The organism is Virgibacillus sp. 6R (assembly GCF_001895305.1).
Lineage (GTDB): Bacteria > Bacillota > Bacilli > Bacillales > Amphibacillaceae > Virgibacillus > Virgibacillus pantothenticus.
This window is the reverse complement of the sequence record NZ_CP017762.1, coordinates 2,685,730-2,704,698: the sequence shown is the minus strand read 5'-3', so window position 1 is coordinate 2,704,698 and position 18,969 is coordinate 2,685,730. Positions and strand designations below refer to the sequence as shown.

Below are 18,969 nucleotides of genomic sequence, written 5' to 3'. Positions count from 1 at the left end.
CTTGTTGACCCCGCTTCTTCTGTATTTTAATGCGTTTCATCTAGATTAACGGCTTATTTTGTAAAATATCTTATATAACTTGAATTTCCTGTAATATATAAACCAGATTTTAATTGGTACATTTTAGATCCTTTTACTTCTAATTCTTTTTTCACTGTAAATACTTCGCCTTGGTTCACAACTTCATATTTCGCATCCCAATCAGGAGCATCATATACCCAAAGACTTGAAGCAAGTACTTCTACATAGCCTGTGCTTTTTTTGGAAAAATTTGTAGAAGTCCCACTGACGATCAGTACCTGCCCTGGATAAATCGTGTCATCTGAAAGATTATTTAACCGCTTTAATTCACTAACGGTCATGTTATGCGCTTGAGCAATCCCCCATAACGTGTCTCCAGCTTTAACTGTATACGTGTTTCTTCCACCCCCAGACTGCAATCCCAAATGAGCGGCTATTGCATTTGCCAATGCTTTCCCAGTCTGATCCATAACTGAATTATTACGCATTTTCACTATATCAATGGTAGAATCCATAAAGCCTCCTTCAATTAAAATTGCAGGCATTCTGGACTCACGCACCATATGAAAGTTCGCTGATTTAATTCCTCTATCTCGTAAACCCATAGCTCCAACAATACTCGGGTGAATAGCTCTTGCTAAAGCTAAACCAGTAGACGAACCCGGATAATAATACGTCTCTGTGCCCGTCCACGCCCCCCACTGCCCTGTATTTGCATTATGATGATAAGATATCAAAATATCGGCATTTGCATTATTTGCTGCGTTCGTTCTGGTTGTTAACGATACATCTGTCTCCCCAGTTGGATCATCCATTCGAATGACAGTTGCATTTGCATAACCATTTAGATAATTTATGGCAGCAGAAACTACTTTATTATTGAATGACCATTCCCTTTCTCCTTCTGGGCTTCTTTTTCCTGATGTATGCATTCCATGACCAGCGCCAATAGCTATTTTTGCCATGGTTCATTCCTCCTTTTTATAAAATATTAAAAAAACGACTTGCCCGATTGGACTAGCCGTCAGTCTACTTTATAAGATTTGTTCTTTCTAGCACTTCCTTTTGTTGCCTTCCCTTAAGCGTAATATAATTGTTTTTAAACCACGTCCAAACAGAAACCATAAACGTGATTCCATATGCTATAGCTTCATCTTGTAACACTGGAATCGGCTGTAAATCATAATTTGCTAATCCGGCATTGATCCACGCTATCGCTAAAGCTACTGTTCTAACTATCGTACCTTTATCCATGCTTCCACCCCACTTCCTTTAAACATATTGGGTAATCAAAATGAGCAGTGTAATAAAAGCAAAAAGCCACCCACCCCATAGGCGGACAGCTTCCAGTAATGTTTTTTTCCCTTCTGTTTTCGCTTCCATTCGCTCTACCTTTTCTTTAACAATCTCCAGTTCTTCCCGCAAACCATTATACTTCTTGATCATATTTCGTGTTTCTTTCATTTCATGCCGCAAATCCTTAAATTCACCTTGAATTGCTGCTATTTGTTCAAACAACTCTTTGTTTGTATACCATTGTTCACGCATGTCCAACCCCCTGTATTTATTTAAATTATCGCTCTGTAAGTCCCTTGAATAATTTTTTAATATATATCATTCTTTATACCCGAGGAATCCGAGCTAATTACAATCCCCTGTCTATAACCTCTAACTAAATTATCTTTTACAATTCCCCTTATTGACGCTCCGTAAATAAAAACACCTAATAATCTATTTGTATTTCCAAGTAAATCGTTATTTTTAATGATTAAATTTGATGATTTAGAAATAGCAATGCAGGAACCATACTGAGCACTAATATCTCCCTTCTCCCCAACTAGAGAATTACCTAACAATTTAATTCTTTCTATCCCCCGAATATACATACAAACACGGAATTCATCAAAGTAATTTTGAGAAACATTCACAACTGAACAATCTGTTAAATGAAGAGCGATATAATTTGCTTTTATAACTTTATTTTCATTTATTGATAGATTCACGCAAGAATATGCCTGCAATAATCTCCTTAAAGAGTTGCAATAGTTGTTGAATATACTTAATTCGCGAACTCTGTCAGCAAACACTATATTAGAACTGCTATCCACGTCTGTAGTCTGATAATCATAACAATCTATGAACTCATTAGAATTAATTCTTACATTTCTTATAAAACAGTCTACGTTCTCTACATTTCTTCCTTGTAAATAAATGATCCTACCTACAAATTTATTATTAAATCCTTGTATAAAATTGTTTTTAAAAACTATATTCTTGCACATTTTGGGAGTATAAGATATTTTTTCAGGGTTGGGATTTGGTAAATCATCTGTAGAGATTGTAGTAAGTGCTGAATAAACACCTAACACTCTTGCGCTAGTAGATTTATTATTTATAAATGAATTTCCTTTAATTTCTATCCCATTAGTATGATAAAAATGTAGCCAGCCAGCAGCATAAGGTGTCCCTACCGGAAGTGACACACTATCTTCCACGTAGTTATCATTGAATCTTATATTTCTATGCATAATATTTCCAACTCTAGAATGTGACCCTAAAGGATTGGGTGCAGGGTATGAAGTTTTTTTAACCTCTATTGGTAAGAAACTACATGCTCTAACTGATATATTTTTACATCCAATTCCATCGTAGCTATCTGGATTATCTATACCTACACCTTCCGCAGTACTATGGTCTATCTGTATGGCTTCCGCGTACTCCCTACCTTCTTGAACAAACATTCCTTTAAAAGTACAGTTTATAATTTCCACATCAGAACAACCTCCTAAATCAATTGCATGCCCTCCTATTATCGCTTCATCAAAAATACAATTTTCTATTAAAACATTTTTAGCGTGATGTAGTGTTATATTTACACTAACCTTATTTTCAAAGCTTCCTTTAAATTTTAAATTTCGGATTGTAATACATTCTCCACCACTACCATAACCTTGTTTATTCTCACTTAAAGTTATAAAAGTATAATAGTTTAAACTGCTTTGACTTTTTATTATTGTTGCTCCGTCTGAATCAACTACAATATTGTCATAAAGTCTAACACTATCATTTAATAGGTAATGTGAATTGTTGTTTAGGGGTATAAATAGCACTCCTCCACCATTACTTCGTAAATAATTTACCGCTTCATTAAAAGCATTAGTATCGTCAGTTACCCCGTTCCCCATAGCTCCATAATCTAACACATTTGCAACCATTAAATTCTTATTTAGCATTTAATACCTCCTGTTTTTGGGTGTTAAAAAGACACCTCGTTTGAGATGCCTTTTATAATTGACCCTCTTTATACGCTTTAAGTGCTAAAATTCTTTCTCTAGTTTTTTTACTTGGTTAAATTATACTTTCCAATATCCTTTTCGTAACAAAAATATCAAATCTTCTGTATATAAACTTATCACCAATCGGATTCATTTTAAGACAATTCTTTACTTAAATTTTTGTTTTACTAAGTTCAATACGCGTGGAAATTCTTCACTCCCCATAAAAATTAAGTTATTTAACATGGTTTACGGTTAGTGTTTCTTAAACTTTTGTTCTGTAAACCCAGTTCTTGTATCTATACTGCAAACTTTAGAAAAACTACTGATTTACTCACTAGTCACATAGCTGTATGATAATCTGACCCCCACTTGTTAATTATGCTAAAATTAATACGTATCTTAGACTTATTTAACCGTATACCATTTACTTAGGATTCAATCATTCAGAATCCTCCTTATCCTCCTTCGTATTAATAAATGCATCATACAGATAAGCGTAATCGTTAGCTTCTTTACCCGACCATTCCACTTCCACATCCTCCAGCGATTGTTTAACGGATTTTAAATAAACTTGACTATCCCCCCATCAATGATTACCTTTTCTTTGTAAAATCCTTTCATTACTTGTTGAAATTCTTCAATGTCTTTAATGTCGTAGCTAGCATCGTTAATAATTGGATTACCTTCTTCGTCCTTGTTACTGTGTTCCTCTTTAAGCTGTCTTTCTTCTTTTGAGACGCGCTCAATTTCGGTAATCAATCTGTCACGTAAGCGTGTACGATGTATGGACTTTAAACCCATTAACGGCAACTTATCCAATATGTTTATACAATCTTGTAGTTTAATATTTATTATTTCTATTTTCATACTTTTTCAGCCTCCGGTAAAACCATAATTAGCTTTGTCATCTACTGTGAAGACTGTGTAAACTGTAACATTTTTTGTACGATCGTCTCTTTGATCGTATAGATATGTTTTCTAGATAAAGCCATATGCTTGCTAATCGCACTAATTGTCATACCATCTAGCATGCATTCTAAAACAACTACTTCTCTTGGTTCATCTATAGCCGGTAATCGCTCTTGGATAAATAGTACCTTTTTCTCCAGCTTAGATAACCAGTTACTTTTTCTATCCCGTCGGATAACCTCTTTTACCACTGGGTCGCTTATTACTCCTTTTGACTTTGGCAACGTAGCCTCAACTCCTGAAGCGGACACCACTTTAGTACCTATATCTTTCTCGAGCATCTGCCGCTGCCGCTTTATTTCCCTAATCATCCAGTTATAATCTTTGATTGCTCTCTCTATTTGTTCCTTGTTCATGAAAACCGGCCCCCTTGCTAAACAATTCCTCTGTATACTTACTTCTTTTAATAGGAGTCAACACGCCCGCTCTTTTGTCTCTCCGATGTTCACTAACGATCCACTTAATACATGTTTCATTACTAAGTGTAGCTTTTAAATGTCTCATCGCTTCCCTCCATTCATTCCAAAACTTAACTATAGAACATTTGTTCCTATCATACATTGCTGAAACAGAAATGTCAAATTGTGTTCTTGCTGTTTATGAAACATTTATTTGTATATTAATTTGAAAAATGATATGATTTAATTGCTAAAATAGAAAGCGGTGTTTGCTTTGAATGTAGGAACAAGAATTGTTCAATTAAGAGAAGCTAATGGTTGGAGTCAGCGTGAGCTTGCTAAACGTTTAGAGGTAAATCCTAGTGTAATGAATCGGATTGAATCAGGGGAAAGGCCTATGAAGGACCACGAGTTAAATAAGCTTGCTAATGTCTTCTATGTTACATCTGATTATTTACTTGGACGGTCTGATAATCCTAATTTAACTGAAGAAGAAGCGTTTGCATCTTTTCGTAATAATCCTTCATTAGAAAGATGGTACAAAGAATTGCCAAACAATAAAGAAGAAGATCTTAAAAGATTAAAACGGATTTGGGAAGCTTTTAAAGAAGAAGACCAATAAGTATTTATTAGTGTATAGTTTATACACTATTTATTTTTAACGATAATAGAACGTACGTTCGTTTTGGGGGTATTTGATGTTTTTTTCCCGTACAGAAGATTATATTCAGCGGTTTCTCTTACAACGAAACATTCATAAACCATATGATTTAACAATCAAAAATATTGCCTCTTCTCTAGACATTCCTGTTTATTATTGGGAATATAGTAGCGAATGTGTATACGTAAATGAGAGATGTCTTATTTTTCTAAATAGCAATCGTAGTGAACAAAAGCAGTGGCAAGAGTTTGGTCATGAAATTGCTCATTTCCTGTGGCATACAGGAAGACAGGAGTTTTTACCACCTACGTTTATTGAATTACAAGAATGGCAAGCTAATTATTTCAGCTACCACCTATGTATACCTACTTTTATGTTACAACGGATCAAAACGAAAATAACGCCAAAGTATGTGATGAATTTATTTAATGTTGAATACGAGTTTGCTTGTAAGCGTTTAGAAATGTATCGAAATAAATGGCTCGCTTCTATTTAAAACGAGCCTTACATAATAGACTTACTTTTCGATTGCAGGTTGTTAATTATTACTTTCGCAGTTTACCTCCCGCTCTACTTAAAGTTTGTCTTAGAGCGGAGGGCTTACTATTGTATAAAAAACCAATGCGTTAATGAAAACAAACTGAGTGTAGATAATTAACCAGCTAAACTTATTCTGCATAGAAAATTTTCCGACATTGAAACAACCCAACACGAAAATTCTATTCTAGTAACAAGATTACTTTTGAGAGGCCAACTGTTTATTTCGCACTTCTTTTGCAGCTTGCACCATAACTTTTAAGGCGGCAATGGTTTCGTCTTCTTTTCGTGTTTTTAAACCACAATCTGGGTTAATCCAAAATTGGTTAGGTGCGATCGTTTGTAATGCACGATTAATATTTTGTTTAATTTCATCAACAGATGGAATACGTGGACTATGAATATCATAAACACCTAAGCCAATTTCTTTTTGATACGTATTATCTTCAAAGGTAGAGACCATTTCACCATGACTCCGTGACGTTTCAATTGAAATTACATCTGCATCGAGATCGTCAATACAATCAAAAATATCTTCAAAATTAGAATAGCACATATGTGTATGAATTTGTGTATCGGCTCTAGCGGTTGCCGTTGCGAGGCGAAAGGCAAGTGAGGATTCTGTTAAATATTCATCCCACTTTGTTCGATTAAGTGGCAACCCTTCACGTAAAGCTGGTTCATCTACCTGAATAATGTTAATTCCATTTTCTTCTAAAGCCTCCACTTCCTTTTGCAATGCTAGAGCAATTTGTTTCATAATTTCATAGCGTGGTGTTGTATCATGAACAAAAGACCAGTTTAAAATGGTTACCGGCCCCGTTAACATTCCCTTCACCGGACGTTTTGTTAATGACTGTGCATAAACGCTCTCCTTCACTGTTATCGGTTTATCCCAAGACACATCTCCAAAAATCAATGGCGGTTTGACACAACGTGAGCCATACGACTGCACCCAGCCAAACTCTGTCACAGTAAAGCCATTCAATTTTTCCCCAAAGTATTCAACCATATCATTTCGCTCAAATTCACCATGAACGAGAACATCGATATCGAGTTTTTCCTGAATTTTGATCCAGCGTTTAATTTGCTCCTTCACAAACTGTTCATACGCTTGATCCGTAATCTCCCCTTTTCTCCATTTGGTACGTGTTTTTCTCACTTCAGGCGTTTGCGGCAAACTGCCAATTGTCGTTGTCGGCAGTAATGGCAATTGTAAACGTTGCTTTTGCTTTTCAATCCGTTCTGCAAATGATACGGTTCGTTGTGCATCATCACTCGTTAAATTGGCTACTTTTTTTCTTACCTCATTATTGGATTGATACGTCTTTATTAATTGTTTAATTGCTTCATTCGCTTGATCTAATTCTGCTTGAACGGAGACTATACCATCATTCAACCCTTTCGTTAATGTAACTGCTTCATCCAACTTCTCATCAGCAAATGAAAGTCCGTCATAAATGACCTGATCCAGCTTTTGTTCTAATGTTTTTGTTACCGGAACATGCAAGAGTGAACAAGATGGTTGAATAATAAGCTGGTCATGATGAACTAGCTGTCTAATCACTTCCAATATCGTGCGCTTTTCTGCTAAATTAGCTCGCCAAACATTACGTCCATCAATAATCCCGGCTGCTAACACCTTATCCTTGGGAAATCCATATGTTTTTAATAGTTCTAAAGAATCTCCGTGAACAAAATCCATGCCAATCGCTTTTACTGGAAGATTCACTATTTTTTCATAAGCAGTTATTTTTTCAAAATACGTTTGTAAAATAATTTGCGCATGAGGTACGTGTTCAGCAAAAGCCTGATACACTTTTTCAACTACTGCGATTTCTTCTTTCGATAATTGCGTTACTAAGATTGGCTCATCTATCTGAATCCAAGATGCCCCCGCTTCGACAAGTTCCTGTAAGATCTGTACATATTGTGGTATAAATTTCTTTACAATTGTTGAAAACTCCTGCTGGTCATAACCCTTTGCCAGTTTTACAAATGTAACTGGGCCTAAAAGGACAGGCTTTCCATCAATACCGAGTTTTTCTTTAGCTTCTTGATAAAAGGTTAAAGCACGGTTCTCTACTAATGAAGGCTTAACGCCATTTAATTCCGGAACGATATAATGATAGTTTGTGTTAAACCATTTCGTCATTTCTGAAGCGACTGCCCCATCTGTTCCGCGTGCAATAGCGAAGTACGTGTGCCTATCTACTTTTCCACCAATATAGTTAAAACGTTTCGGTACGATTCCAAACGTAATGGCCGTATCTAAGACATGGTCATATAAGGAAAAATCATTTACCGGAATTAAATCGATTCCTTTTTCCTGTTGTTTTTTTAAATTGCGTAACCGGATTTCTGTTGTTTTTTCAATTAACTCCGTCTCAGAAATAACCCCACTCCAAAAATTTTCTAATGCTCTTTTCCACTCGCGATTTTCTCCAATTCTCGGATAACCAATATTCGAACTCTTTATTTTTGACATATATACTCCTCCATTTTTATATGTGATCGAAAATCATGAGATACATATTATTAATTATTGACATTCTCTCTCGGGTTCCCCGGTTCTAGGATAGGTTAATTAATTATGTTCTAAACGACTATCCTTTAGATTTTGATGTATACTTATCCTCAAACCCTACACCCTAAATTAATGTGAGGATAAGCTTGCTTGCGCTCGCATGGCATTTGTTTTTTGATGAATATAGTTAACTAATTCGACGATCATATCATAGCGCATAAACGGAGTAATAAGATATATCCCGTGAAAATGTTCAAAAGCTGTATCAAGTAACTCTTTCGAAATAGCAATGCTTTCTTTTGTTGATTGCTCTCGATTTCCCTCAGCTGCTTTCATACGAGAGCGAACTTCATCCGTAAGCTTTATCCCCGGTACTTCATGATGTAAAAATTCAGCATTCTTTGTAGAGGTTAATGGCATAATTCCAATAAAAATCGGTGTCTCTATATGTGAAGTTGCTTGTTTCAAAGCAATTATTTTCTCTTTGCTATAAACAGGCTGTGTCATGATATAGTCAGCACCGCTTGCTATCTTTCTCTCCAATCTAGCAACCGACTTTTCTACATGATTCACGTTGGGATTAAAAGCCGCTCCCACTGTAAATGAGGTATGTTCTCTTAGGGAATCCCCGGAAAATGACATACCTTTATTTCCTCTTTTAATTAATTCAATTAACTTAAATGAATTAACATCAAAAACAGAAGTTGCTCCTGGAAAACTGCCAATTTTAGTTGGATCACCTGTTATAGCTAAAATTTCATGAATTCCTAAAATGTCTAATCCCATTAAATGCGACTGTAAGCCAATTAAATTACGATCTCTGCAAGATAGATGGACTAACGGTCTGATCCCCTGTTCTTTAATAATCGTTGCAACAGCTACATTACATATTCGCGGTGTAGCAAGCGAATTATCGGCAAGTGTCACTGCGTCGATTCCAGCTTTCTTTAACGCTCGTATTCCTTGATAATATTCTGTCATATCTAAATGTTTCGGAGCATCTAATTCAACGATAATGGTATGTCGTTCTTTTGCTAATTCTGCCAGCGATTTTTCTTTTCGTTTCCTTTTTAAAATTACTCTCTCTCGCTGCGGAATTTCTACCACTTTTTCTGTAATCGGGTCCGTATCTTTTAATCCTTCAGCTAATGCTTTAATATGATCAGGAGTTGTTCCGCAACACCCTCCTAATAAGCGCACCCCTTGTTCTCGCAATTGTCCGGCACACTGTTTAAAATAAGCCGGTTCATTTTTGTAATAAAGTACACCATCCCGATATGCAGGCAAGCTTGCATTTGGATATGAAGCTAAAAAGGCCTTTTTTGGTAAAGGAACTGATTGTAAGGATGTAATTATTTGTGATGGGCCAAAACGGCAATTAACACCAACAAGATCGGCACCCAAAGATTCCAGTTGCTGTAACGCTTCAGCTAACGGTGTACCATTTTCCAAAACTCCCGGAACATGCATCGACACATTTGCGATAATAGGGATTTCCGTTTCCTCCCGAGCAATTTCTAACACCATTGTTAACTCATCCAGATTATAATAGGTTTCTAAAATAAGCCCATCTATTCCTTCTAAAAGTAAACAATATAATTGTTCTCGAAAGCTTCGTTTAATTTCTTCTTTTGTTTCATTTAATGCTTGAACGCCATGAATACCGCCAATACTTCCTAAAACATATACTCCTTTTTGCCGGGCTTGCTTTGCAATTTGTACGGCTTTTTGGTTAATCTTTTTAACTTGTTCTTCTAAGCCGTATCGTGCCAATTTAATATAGTTTGCTCCATATGTGTTTGTTTGAATGACAGTTGCTCCAGCATGAATATATGCTTCATGTACCTGTTGAACTTGATCTGGATGGGTTATGTTTAATTGTTCAAAACTTTGATCGATACCATACGAATATAACATCGTTCCCATGGCACCATCTGCAATTAAAATTTGATCTTGTAACTGTTGTAATAAGCTCATGTTGGTGTCACCTCCTCCTTTGCAATTAAATATCTGCTCATAACCAGATAAGTCTTACTAGCAGTTCATGCGGGATAAAAATAGTTTTTCTAACATAGTAAAAGGCATCTTTCACCTTATTAAATAATCGAAAAGGTAAAAGATGCCTTTAGTTGTCTAATCGGCATGTGCTTTATTTAGAATTTTGCAATGAACGATTGTTATTTATATTCGCAAACCGCTTTTTCTCCGTTGTGTCAATTTGCGTAACCCTTCCATCGTGTACAGTAATGACTACAGATCCGAAATCAATTGCATCTAAGCTTTTTCTTACGTACTCCCATTGTACTTCATCCAATTTACTCATTTTCTCATCTTCCCTTCTCTTTATTGTTAAAGTACAAGCATCCAAAACACCTTTTGGGAACTTGTAAAGCAATTGTCCATGTAACGTATGGAAGAGCCGCCAATTTTAAATATTAAAAAACCTCTTCCTATTGACAAATAAGAAGAGGTAGATTATTTAAGTTAACGCTCTTCTTATCTTTCAGGCATAATGCTTGCTGGAATTGGCACAGTACTTTAACAAAGTCTGTTGCCGAGGTTTCACTGGGCCAGTCCCTCCACCTCTCTGGATAAGAAATCATGTGATATTAAATTTGTTTAATACTTTACACCGAAAGTGTATTATTGTCAATCTTTTATTTATAATTTTGTGTAAATATAACACAAATCGATTTTACACATACAGTATAGAACGCTGTTGAGGATTGTCCATCGTCGTTAAATAGGGGTTTTCCAGCTTAAACTTATTCCCATCAGCTGACGAACATACCTATACAAATAATCGTACACTTCTATGATCCCCCCGACGCTACCCGCAAATGGGCTTCATATTTTAGATTTTTTCCCACATTATAAAATTATTATTAGATGATAAATAAATTTAACTATCGTATAATGACCCTATGAAGTGCGCGTTGGCAATTGATTTGGTTTGTTCTTCACAAGCACCATAAAAGAAAAGCCCTTTTTCATTTATCCTTGGCTCTTTGGGGCTGTATGAATGAGAATTAAAATTTTATTAGGGAGCAGGTGAGGGTTTTTGTCTACGGAAAAAGTCTTGTCGTTAAAAAATTTATCCATGAGTTATGGAAGCAAAAATGTATTAAATGAAATTAATCTCGATGTATATCCAGGACAAATCATTGGATATATTGGGCCTAATGGTGCCGGAAAAAGTACCACCCTTAAAATTATGCTCGGATTAGTGGGAGAATATAGTGGTATGGTAGAAATCTTTGGCGAAGATATTGCAACAAGTGATTATTCCTATAAGCGTAAAATTGGTTATGTTCCAGAAAATGCAGAGATTTATGATAATCTGACAGCAAATGAATATTTAACATTTATTGGAGAGCTTTACGGCATGGAGCAAAACGAAGCAGCAAACAAGGCAGAAAGTCTGATGCAACAATTTGGCATGGAAGATGTTCTACATACACGTATTTCTTCATTTTCAAAAGGGATGCGGCAAAAAGTGTTAATTATTTCCAGTCTCTTACATAATCCGGATTTAATTTTTCTTGATGAACCATTAAGTGGACTAGATGCCAATAGCGTAATGATTATAAAAGATATCTTAGAGCAGCTTGTCGCACATGGAAAAACGATTTTTTATTCTTCGCATATTATGGATGTTGTCGAAAAAATCAGCAATCGTATTGTGTTACTTGTAGACGGTAAAATTGCCGCTGATGGGACATTTGAAGAGTTACAAGAACAAAATAAGCAAGGTTCCTTGGAAGGAATTTTCAACCAATTAACTGGTTTTGATGAGCACAAACATACAGCAGAAGAATTTGTTCGCATTGTGACAAATGGTGATGCCAATGATTAATTTTTCGTTAAAAATACTTGATTTGCTTCAGCCGCTTTTTCGTATGCTTCGAATGGATTACCCAATGATGCGCAAAATACTTGAGGTCAAGCTAACAATGGACGGACGTCGAACACCGACTGTTTTTGCTTCTAACGTATCTAATAAAAGGAAATACGGGAATCAGTTTGTAAAATCGTTATTTATTTATGTATTATACGGCTTAATCCTCATTCCTTTTATATTTTTTGGAGAGAATTATATCTTTCAAATCAGTATTATATTCGGTGTCTCTATGTTTATCCTAATGACGTCTATGGTTTCAGATTTCTCATCGGTACTTTTAGATGTTCGCGATAAAACCGTCCTTCACACTAAACCAATTCATACAAGAACGATAAGTGCTGCTAAAATTGTTCATGTTGCGATCTATATGAGCATGCTCACAGGAGCATTTATCGGAATTCCTTCCATCGTTATGTTAGGAGTTCAAGGTATCAGTTATTTTCTGCTTTTTTTAGCAGAAATCGTTTTATTAATTTTGTTCATCATGACCATTACAGCATTAGTATATATTTTTATATTACGATTTTTCAGTGGTGAAAAGCTAAAAGATATGATTAATTATGTCCAAATTCTGCTGTCTATAGGAATCGTTATTGGTTATCAAATTGTCATTCGCTCCTTTGAAATGGTTGATTTTAATTATGTTTATGATTTTAGCTGGTGGCATATATTTATTCCGCCTATGTGGTTCGGTGCACCTTTTGAATTATTTTTAAATGGGAACACCTCCTATGAAATGATTATCCTTTCTTCACTGGCAGTAATTGGTCCCATCATTTCCATTGGTTTATATTATAAATTAATGCCGGCCTTCGAGCGCAATTTACAGAAGCTAATGGAAAGCACCGAGAAATCTAAACAGAAGCGTAGGAGGATTCATACTGTATTGGAGCGTCTCTTTTGCAGGAGCAAAGAAGAACGACAATTTTTCCGATTCTCATCAATTATTATGGCTCGAGAACGGGAATTCAAGCTGAAGGTATACCCCACATTAGGATTATCACTTATTTTTCCGTTCATTTTCCATTTTAATTATTTGGGTGAAAACTCTTTTGAACAATTCTCAAATAGTAATATGCATTTCACGATTTATTTTTGTAATATTATGATCGGCGTTGTTGTAATGATGCTACGTTATTCAAGCAAATATAAGGGAGCATGGATTTTTCAAACAGCACCAATTGAAAATCATTCGGCTATTTATAGCGGAACCTTAAAAGCGTTCATCATAAAATTATATTTGCCACTTTATACCTTATTAGCGGTTATTTTTATTTTTCTGTTCTCTGCACGAATTATCCCAGATCTTGTAGTTGTCTTTATGACAGGTGTTCTGCTTACTTTAATTAGCTATAAAGTTGTTAATAATGGGAAGTATCCATTTTCAGAAGCCTTTGAATCTGCACAGCAAGGCGGTACTACCATGAAAACATTCTTGCTCATGTTTGCAGTTGGCTTGTTTTTCTTAGCACATCAATTTTTCAGCAAGATAGACTTTGGAGTGTATATGTATCTCGTAAGTTTAATGCTTGCAACCGTCATCTCATGGAGAGTGGTATTTAAGGTGAAATAGAAGAGAGGTATAAAGCGGTACAAATTATCCAACACTTAAAGTGGGAGTCTTACAGCAACTTATATGCCCAAATAAAATAATTTAGTAAAACCCCCATCTACTAAACGAGGATGGGGGAAAATACGATAGAAAGCACCAAACCATAGCTTGCGATAGGGGGAGTATTTCGACGCCCTTTTTGTCGTATATAAGAATTTGTGGTAAGACTGGAGGGATATAATAGACTTGAATCAAAGATGTGACTAATATGCCCCTTGATAGTATGAAGTAATATTCAAATCAAATCCTCTATTGGTAATAAAAGCAATGATTTATTAACATACCCCATTTTTCAATTAATAAGTATTCCAATTAAGAAAACAGTTCTCACATAAGCAATAAAGCATCGGCATCCAATATGTCAATTCGTTTTTGACTTTTTTTCTTAATGTAGCCTTTTCTTTCTAACTCCTTTAAAACTCTGCTTATCGTTTCAGGTGTTGTCCCGAGATAAGAGGCTAAATCTTTATAATTCATAGGTAGCACTACTTGCTGATTTCGTTCATCCATATTCTCAACAAGGAAAAGACCCAATCTCGTGTCAACAGACTTTGTTGCAAAACGTGTTGTTTGCATCTCCGATTGCTCCAGTCGGTTAGCAAATTCTTCTAGAATTTTTAAAGAGATGGACGGGTATTTTAATAATAAATTTTGCATAGCTTTACGACTAATCATGCAAACTTTTGCTAATGACATCGCTTCAGCATAAGCCTCATGTACTGTATCTTTGAAAATGGCTAATTCACCTGTAAAATCTCCTGGATCTAATATTCGAACAAGCTGCTCTTTCCCTTCATCTGAAAGACGATAAATTTTTATCTTTCCTATATGAGTGATATACAACCATTCAGCTTTATCGCCTGCACGGTAAATAATTTCTCCACGCTTGAAAGTAACTGCATGAACTGATTGCATAATTTCATCCATTTGCGGTTTATCTAAATGATTAAAAATAGGTACAACCGATACACAATAGTGGTCTGAATTATTTTTACAGGCTTCTTTAAAATTTGTTTCGTCCTTTGAACGCATCATATCTCCCCATTCCTGGATAAAGTGAACATCAATCAGTGGGGGTTTTTGTGTATCTCCCACTGATTGTTAGATGAACGAATCGTTTATTTAGGTGCTGTTATTGCCCAATTAGACTTGATGCAGTACAGTTTATCCAACTCCTGAAGTGGGAGACTTACAGCACCTTATATACGGGATAAAAATCATCAACACTAAAACACTTTCTGGTGCTCTATAAATGCTTGGCAATAATCGTTACCTTCTCATCTTTGTAGCTGAAATTTCGTTGCTTGTTTTTTTAGTTGACTCATTCCAGATTTAAATCGAATGAGACGCATTCCATTTAATATGACTAATAATACACTAGCTTCATGAATAAACATACCTGAAGCTAAATGAACAGAACCATTCAATACTCCTAAAAGCAAGAGAAAAACTGTACCAATTGCAATCCATGTGTTCTGCTTCATATTCCGGATGGTTGCTTTTGCTAGCGCATAAGCGTGGGAAAATTGCGTTAGTTTATCTGCCATAAGTACGACATCTGCCGTTTCCATGGAAATATCTGTTCCCCCATCGCCCATGGCTAATCCAATGTCTGCTGTCGCAATAGCCGGCGCATCATTAATTCCATCTCCCGCCATCGCAACCGTATGACCAGCATGTTTTAATTGTTTTATATAGTTTACCTTATCTTCAGGTAACAATTCTGCATGAAAGCTATCCAAATTTAATTTTCTGGCTACAAGGGCAGCTGTATGCCTATTATCGCCTGTTAGCATGATCATCTGCTTAATACCATCATTTCTCATTTTTTGTAATGCCATATAGGCATCTTCTCTAACTTGATCTGCTATGGAGATAGTACCTGCTATTTTTCCATTGATAGCAGTAAAAACAACCGTATTTCCTTTCTTTTCTTGACCTTCTTTATATAAAAGCATAGCTTCATTCAAGATGATGTCTTCTTCTCTCATAAGACTTTCATTTCCAATGCTCACTTCCCAGCCTTCTACTACTACCTTAATCCCTTTTCCTTTTATAATCTCCCCATTTCCTACATGTTCGTTGATCAGTAAGTTTCGAGAAATTGCCTCCTTAACGATCGTTTTCCCGAGGTGGTGTTCGGAGATCAATTCCGCTTTAGCGATGATCTGTAGTAATTTATCTTCTTGGAATTGTGGATCCCATACTTTCATTGCAGTTACTTCCGGTTTCCCCTTGGTTAATGTCCCAGTCTTGTCAAAAACGACCGTATCTACTTTGGACAACCGGTCCATTACTTCCCCACCCTTAATGAGTACACCATGTTTTGCCCCGTTTCCAATTCCGGTTACATTTGATACTGGAGCACCGATAACAAGAGCACCTGGACAGGCAATCACCAAAAACGTAATCGCCATATGAAGATCTTGCAACAAGATGTAAACGATAGCTGACAAAACAACTACTGCTGGTGTATAAATGTGCGAAAACTTGTTTAAAAATTTCTCTGTTTGTGATTTAGAATCCTGCGCTTCTTCAACTAATTCAATAATTTTTGCAAAGGTGGTATCATCACCCACTTTTTCAGCAATCATTTCAATATAACCTTGATCAACAATCGTTCCAGAAAATACATCATCATTTACTTTCTTTGCGGCAGGTATCGACTCGCCAGTTACTGTTGCTTCATTAATGGAGGCGCTTCCTGTTATTATTTTTCCATCTACTGGGATTTTACCACCTGAATGAATGAGCACGCGCTCACCAACTGCTACTTCTTCAACTGGAATTTTCATAGTCGTCCCATTACGAATAACATGAGCTTCTTGAGGAGCCATATCCATTAATTCTCTTAACGATGATCTCGTTCGCTCAAGTGTACGTGCTTCCAAATAATCACCAAATAAAAACAAAAAAGCGACGACAGACGATTCAATAAATTCCTGAATGAATAGCGCACCAGTTATAGCAATCGTGACTAATAATTCAATACTAAATACCTTCATTCGCAACGCTTGATAAGCTTTAATGAATATTGGTATCCCTGCAATAACCGTCGCAAAGATTAAAAAACTATTCTTGATCATTTGTTCACCAAATATACCTAAAAATATGCCAAGAGCGATAAAAGTAAAAGATATAGCCGTTAGAAGCTGTTTATATTTTTGAATAATAGCAACCACTTTCCTCATCCCCTTCAAGAAATAGTACAACTGTCTACTTTTATTCTAATCGCTCTCATCCTTTATGTAATTGACCTCCATCAAGTTCATAGTGTTTTTCCTGTAATAAGATGAACTCAAAAGTAACAAAAAGATTGTTTTTTCGATGTCACCGATGATCAGAATACTTCTCAAGGTTGTATCTAGAAAGGTGCTTAAGAGACTTAGGCATCCATAAAGCGAATTTTCAATCAATTGGTTTTCCTTCATCCCCACTGATTGTTAGTACCATAATGGTATGACCTAAAGGCCTCTAAACGAATCGGGCATTTAGATGCTGTTATCTCCCACTTAGAACTTTTGTTGCTGTACAGATTATTCAACTCCTGAGTGGGGGTCTTACAGCAACTTAAATACGGGATAAATTTTTATATTAAGATAATATCTAACTCTAATATCCAAATGTCAACTTGTAGAAAAGCTTAGAAACCCTTATGGAAGGGTTTCTAATTACTTTAACATACTATGCAATTTTTTTAGATAAAACAGAATACCCTAATTTTGTGATCGCTTCTTCTAATTGTTCTATGTTTGCCTTAGCGTCATCAAATTCCACTTTTGCTTTGCTTGCATTGAAAAGAACTTTTACCGTTTGAACACCTGTCACTTTTCCTAATGCTGTTTCTATTTTTCTAATACATGACGGGCAAGTCAATGGCTCTAATTGTATAATTGCTTTTGCCATAATTACAACCTCCTTATTTATGATCCACTTCTATTTTATTTGAATCCATAAAGAAAGTAATTGACGTATATCAAGTTTAGATATAGTTTTGCTTTATAATTAAAATAATGCATTAGCTGTGAGCGGATAAATAAAGTTAATCTTCAATCAGTGGAGGTTTTCCTCTCATCTCCCGCTTATTGTTAGTATCGTAATGATATGACCTAACATCTTCTAAAGGAAATGGGCATTTAGGTGCTGTTATCTATCACTTAGACTTGTTGTAGTATGGATTCTCCAGTTCTTGAAGCGGGAGTCTTACGGCAACTTATATGCGAGATTAAAAGGAAAAATGTTATACTTATAGGAGGAGCTGATTTTTTCATGGAAAAGTTTACAGTTTGTGAATGGATGAAAGCTAACGGATTAACTGAAGATGAAATCAATTTTATTGAAACAATAATAACTTCTACTGCTATGCAAGAAAGTGGTTTAGTTAGCAACAAAAATATCAATTCTAAGGTTAATTTACTTTTTCCAAACAGAAAATTTTACTTGAATGAAAAAATAAATTATGAGATACTTTCATATTTTTTAACAGAGAATGAAATATCTATAGATTTAAAGGAATTGTTAAACAGATATTATTCTCAAGGAATTTGTAAAGAACACTGTAAAAAATTATTAGCAAAGGTTTAATCATGAAATCTAAAAGGCCTGATCCTAGAGCATAATGCGGAACAGATCTGAAAACTGCTAAATAAAATAATGTGGCCTAATTTTATGGGCATCAATTACATAATCAGGAGCTTTCTGTTTCCCACGCTGCGCAAGCTCAACGGACTAAAGGCGTATTCAATATAAAACCTTTTGAATGCGAACTTATTTTTATCAAATTACAGTGGAAAAGATTAGAAAATGTTTAAAGTAATTAATTGGTATGTCAGCAAAAACGCCACAAAAAAACATAGGCTTCTACTCTTAATGGAGTAAAAGACTATGATATTAACGTTAATAAGAGAGCTTCCAAACGGACTTGAACCGCTGACCCCCACCTTACCATGGTATAAAAAGCAACTTTCAGTTTATGTCATGGCTCGTCAAAAGCTTGTTATGACAATATTTAATGGTAAAGTGATTTTCAATATCAGTCAGTTTTTATAGCAAAAATTAACTTTTA

Annotated in this window: 19 protein-coding genes and 1 riboswitch; of the genes, 6 read left to right on the top strand and 13 right to left on the bottom strand. The window is 35.5% G+C overall.

Annotation, left to right across the window (positions count from 1 at the left end; translation table 11 throughout):
- Nucleotides 1-53: 53 nt before the first annotated feature.
- The 7 genes from BKP57_RS23235 to BKP57_RS12245 form a co-directional block, all read right to left on the bottom strand.
- Nucleotides 54-986: an N-acetylmuramoyl-L-alanine amidase family protein gene (locus BKP57_RS23235; protein WP_050349699.1), complete on the bottom strand. Its 933-nt coding sequence runs from the start codon at nucleotides 984-986 to the stop codon at nucleotides 54-56.
- Nucleotides 987-1,050: 64 nt separating this feature from the next.
- Nucleotides 1,051-1,275, bottom strand: coding sequence for a phage holin (locus BKP57_RS12270; RefSeq protein WP_050349698.1), 225 nt, complete (start codon nucleotides 1,273-1,275; stop codon nucleotides 1,051-1,053).
- An 18-nt stretch (nucleotides 1,276-1,293) separates the two neighbouring features.
- On the bottom strand, nucleotides 1,294-1,569 hold the full coding sequence (locus BKP57_RS12265; RefSeq protein WP_072741594.1) for a hypothetical protein: 276 nt from the start codon (nucleotides 1,567-1,569) through the stop codon (nucleotides 1,294-1,296).
- A 56-nt stretch (nucleotides 1,570-1,625) separates the two neighbouring features.
- Complete coding sequence (locus BKP57_RS12260; RefSeq protein WP_072741593.1) at nucleotides 1,626-3,254, bottom strand: glycosyl hydrolase family 28-related protein; 1,629 nt, start codon at nucleotides 3,252-3,254, stop codon at nucleotides 1,626-1,628.
- Nucleotides 3,255-3,860: 606 nt separating this feature from the next.
- Nucleotides 3,861-4,166 (bottom strand): hypothetical protein, encoded by a 306-nt coding sequence (locus BKP57_RS12255; RefSeq protein WP_072741592.1) that lies wholly within the window; start codon nucleotides 4,164-4,166, stop codon nucleotides 3,861-3,863.
- Between the two features lie 41 nt (nucleotides 4,167-4,207).
- On the bottom strand, nucleotides 4,208-4,624 hold the full coding sequence (locus BKP57_RS12250) for a helix-turn-helix domain-containing protein (protein WP_072741591.1): 417 nt from the start codon (nucleotides 4,622-4,624) through the stop codon (nucleotides 4,208-4,210).
- Nucleotides 4,584-4,772, bottom strand: coding sequence for a hypothetical protein (locus tag BKP57_RS12245; protein ID WP_050349693.1), 189 nt, complete (start codon nucleotides 4,770-4,772; stop codon nucleotides 4,584-4,586). The genes BKP57_RS12250 and BKP57_RS12245 overlap by 41 nt, the downstream gene beginning before the upstream one ends.
- Before the next feature lie 168 nt (nucleotides 4,773-4,940).
- Here BKP57_RS12245 and BKP57_RS12240 point away from each other — a divergent pair, with 168 nt between their 5' ends.
- Nucleotides 4,941-5,288, top strand: a complete 348-nt coding sequence (locus BKP57_RS12240) for a helix-turn-helix domain-containing protein (protein ID WP_050349692.1) — start codon at nucleotides 4,941-4,943, stop codon at nucleotides 5,286-5,288.
- Between the two features lie 76 nt (nucleotides 5,289-5,364).
- Nucleotides 5,365-5,823, top strand: a complete 459-nt coding sequence (locus BKP57_RS12235) for an ImmA/IrrE family metallo-endopeptidase (protein WP_050349691.1) — start codon at nucleotides 5,365-5,367, stop codon at nucleotides 5,821-5,823.
- Nucleotides 5,824-6,063: 240 nt separating this feature from the next.
- Here the strand turns inward: BKP57_RS12235 and metE are convergent, their stop codons facing one another.
- The 3 genes from metE to BKP57_RS12220 form a co-directional block, all read right to left on the bottom strand.
- A complete protein-coding gene (gene metE / locus BKP57_RS12230; protein ID WP_072741590.1) occupies nucleotides 6,064-8,352 on the bottom strand; it encodes a 5-methyltetrahydropteroyltriglutamate--homocysteine S-methyltransferase in 2,289 nt (762 codons plus the stop codon).
- Nucleotides 8,353-8,520: 168 nt separating this feature from the next.
- Nucleotides 8,521-10,368: a bifunctional homocysteine S-methyltransferase/methylenetetrahydrofolate reductase gene (locus tag BKP57_RS12225; RefSeq protein WP_072741589.1), complete on the bottom strand. Its 1,848-nt coding sequence runs from the start codon at nucleotides 10,366-10,368 to the stop codon at nucleotides 8,521-8,523.
- A 172-nt stretch (nucleotides 10,369-10,540) separates the two neighbouring features.
- Nucleotides 10,541-10,714: a YezD family protein gene (locus BKP57_RS12220; RefSeq protein ID WP_072741588.1), complete on the bottom strand. Its 174-nt coding sequence runs from the start codon at nucleotides 10,712-10,714 to the stop codon at nucleotides 10,541-10,543.
- Nucleotides 10,715-10,884: 170 nt separating this feature from the next.
- A riboswitch (SAM riboswitch) is annotated at nucleotides 10,885-10,989 on the bottom strand.
- 502 nt (nucleotides 10,990-11,491) lie between these two features.
- Here BKP57_RS12220 and BKP57_RS12215 point away from each other — a divergent pair.
- Both BKP57_RS12215 and BKP57_RS12210 read left to right on the top strand, forming a co-directional pair.
- The gene (locus BKP57_RS12215) at nucleotides 11,492-12,247 is read left to right on the top strand and encodes an ABC transporter ATP-binding protein (RefSeq protein WP_072742424.1); all 756 of its coding nucleotides are present in this window, start codon (nucleotides 11,492-11,494) and stop codon (nucleotides 12,245-12,247) included.
- The gene (locus tag BKP57_RS12210; protein ID WP_232231154.1) at nucleotides 12,234-13,865 is read left to right on the top strand and encodes a hypothetical protein; all 1,632 of its coding nucleotides are present in this window, start codon (nucleotides 12,234-12,236) and stop codon (nucleotides 13,863-13,865) included. Before BKP57_RS12215 ends, BKP57_RS12210 begins: the two co-directional genes overlap by 14 nt.
- Before the next feature lie 366 nt (nucleotides 13,866-14,231).
- On the opposite strand, the gene BKP57_RS12205 is transcribed toward BKP57_RS12210, so the two are convergent.
- From BKP57_RS12205 to BKP57_RS12195, 3 genes are all read right to left on the bottom strand, one after another.
- Nucleotides 14,232-14,939, bottom strand: a complete 708-nt coding sequence (locus BKP57_RS12205; RefSeq protein ID WP_156875323.1) for a Crp/Fnr family transcriptional regulator — start codon at nucleotides 14,937-14,939, stop codon at nucleotides 14,232-14,234.
- 242 nt (nucleotides 14,940-15,181) lie between these two features.
- Nucleotides 15,182-17,086 (bottom strand): heavy metal translocating P-type ATPase, encoded by a 1,905-nt coding sequence (locus tag BKP57_RS12200; protein ID WP_050349686.1) that lies wholly within the window; start codon nucleotides 17,084-17,086, stop codon nucleotides 15,182-15,184.
- A 502-nt stretch (nucleotides 17,087-17,588) separates the two neighbouring features.
- Nucleotides 17,589-17,810 (bottom strand): heavy-metal-associated domain-containing protein, encoded by a 222-nt coding sequence (locus tag BKP57_RS12195; RefSeq protein WP_050349685.1) that lies wholly within the window; start codon nucleotides 17,808-17,810, stop codon nucleotides 17,589-17,591.
- A 363-nt stretch (nucleotides 17,811-18,173) separates the two neighbouring features.
- On the opposite strand from BKP57_RS12195, the gene BKP57_RS12190 reads away from it, so the two are divergent.
- Both BKP57_RS12190 and BKP57_RS22115 read left to right on the top strand, forming a co-directional pair.
- Nucleotides 18,174-18,488 (top strand): hypothetical protein, encoded by a 315-nt coding sequence (locus BKP57_RS12190; protein ID WP_072741585.1) that lies wholly within the window; start codon nucleotides 18,174-18,176, stop codon nucleotides 18,486-18,488.
- 300 nt (nucleotides 18,489-18,788) lie between these two features.
- The gene (locus tag BKP57_RS22115; protein ID WP_156875322.1) at nucleotides 18,789-18,953 is read left to right on the top strand and encodes a hypothetical protein; all 165 of its coding nucleotides are present in this window, start codon (nucleotides 18,789-18,791) and stop codon (nucleotides 18,951-18,953) included.
- Nucleotides 18,954-18,969: the final 16 nt, after the last annotated feature.

Excerpts from the sequence above, each read along its gene's own strand:
- BKP57_RS23235 (WP_050349699.1), bottom strand. The coding sequence starts at position 986 with ATGGCAAAAATAGCTATTGGCGCTGGTCATGGAATGCATACATCAGGA.
- BKP57_RS12270 (WP_050349698.1), bottom strand. The coding sequence starts at position 1,275 with ATGGATAAAGGTACGATAGTTAGAACAGTAGCTTTAGCGATAGCGTGG.
- BKP57_RS12265 (WP_072741594.1), bottom strand. The coding sequence starts at position 1,569 with ATGCGTGAACAATGGTATACAAACAAAGAGTTGTTTGAACAAATAGCA.
- BKP57_RS12260 (WP_072741593.1), bottom strand. The coding sequence starts at position 3,254 with ATGCTAAATAAGAATTTAATGGTTGCAAATGTGTTAGATTATGGAGCT.
- BKP57_RS12255 (WP_072741592.1), bottom strand. The coding sequence starts at position 4,166 with ATGAAAATAGAAATAATAAATATTAAACTACAAGATTGTATAAACATA.
- BKP57_RS12250 (WP_072741591.1), bottom strand. The coding sequence starts at position 4,624 with ATGAACAAGGAACAAATAGAGAGAGCAATCAAAGATTATAACTGGATG.
- BKP57_RS12245 (WP_050349693.1), bottom strand. The coding sequence starts at position 4,772 with ATGAGACATTTAAAAGCTACACTTAGTAATGAAACATGTATTAAGTGG.
- BKP57_RS12235 (WP_050349691.1), top strand. The coding sequence starts at position 5,365 with ATGTTTTTTTCCCGTACAGAAGATTATATTCAGCGGTTTCTCTTACAA.
- metE (WP_072741590.1), bottom strand. The coding sequence starts at position 8,352 with ATGTCAAAAATAAAGAGTTCGAATATTGGTTATCCGAGAATTGGAGAA.
- BKP57_RS12225 (WP_072741589.1), bottom strand. The coding sequence starts at position 10,368 with ATGAGCTTATTACAACAGTTACAAGATCAAATTTTAATTGCAGATGGT.
- BKP57_RS12220 (WP_072741588.1), bottom strand. The coding sequence starts at position 10,714 with ATGAGTAAATTGGATGAAGTACAATGGGAGTACGTAAGAAAAAGCTTA.
- BKP57_RS12215 (WP_072742424.1), top strand. The coding sequence starts at position 11,492 with ATGAGTTATGGAAGCAAAAATGTATTAAATGAAATTAATCTCGATGTA.
- BKP57_RS12210 (WP_232231154.1), top strand. The coding sequence starts at position 12,234 with ATGCCAATGATTAATTTTTCGTTAAAAATACTTGATTTGCTTCAGCCG.
- BKP57_RS12205 (WP_156875323.1), bottom strand. The coding sequence starts at position 14,939 with ATGATGCGTTCAAAGGACGAAACAAATTTTAAAGAAGCCTGTAAAAAT.
- BKP57_RS12195 (WP_050349685.1), bottom strand. The coding sequence starts at position 17,810 with ATGGCAAAAGCAATTATACAATTAGAGCCATTGACTTGCCCGTCATGT.
- BKP57_RS12190 (WP_072741585.1), top strand. The coding sequence starts at position 18,174 with ATGGAAAAGTTTACAGTTTGTGAATGGATGAAAGCTAACGGATTAACT.
- BKP57_RS22115 (WP_156875322.1), top strand. The coding sequence starts at position 18,789 with ATGATATTAACGTTAATAAGAGAGCTTCCAAACGGACTTGAACCGCTG.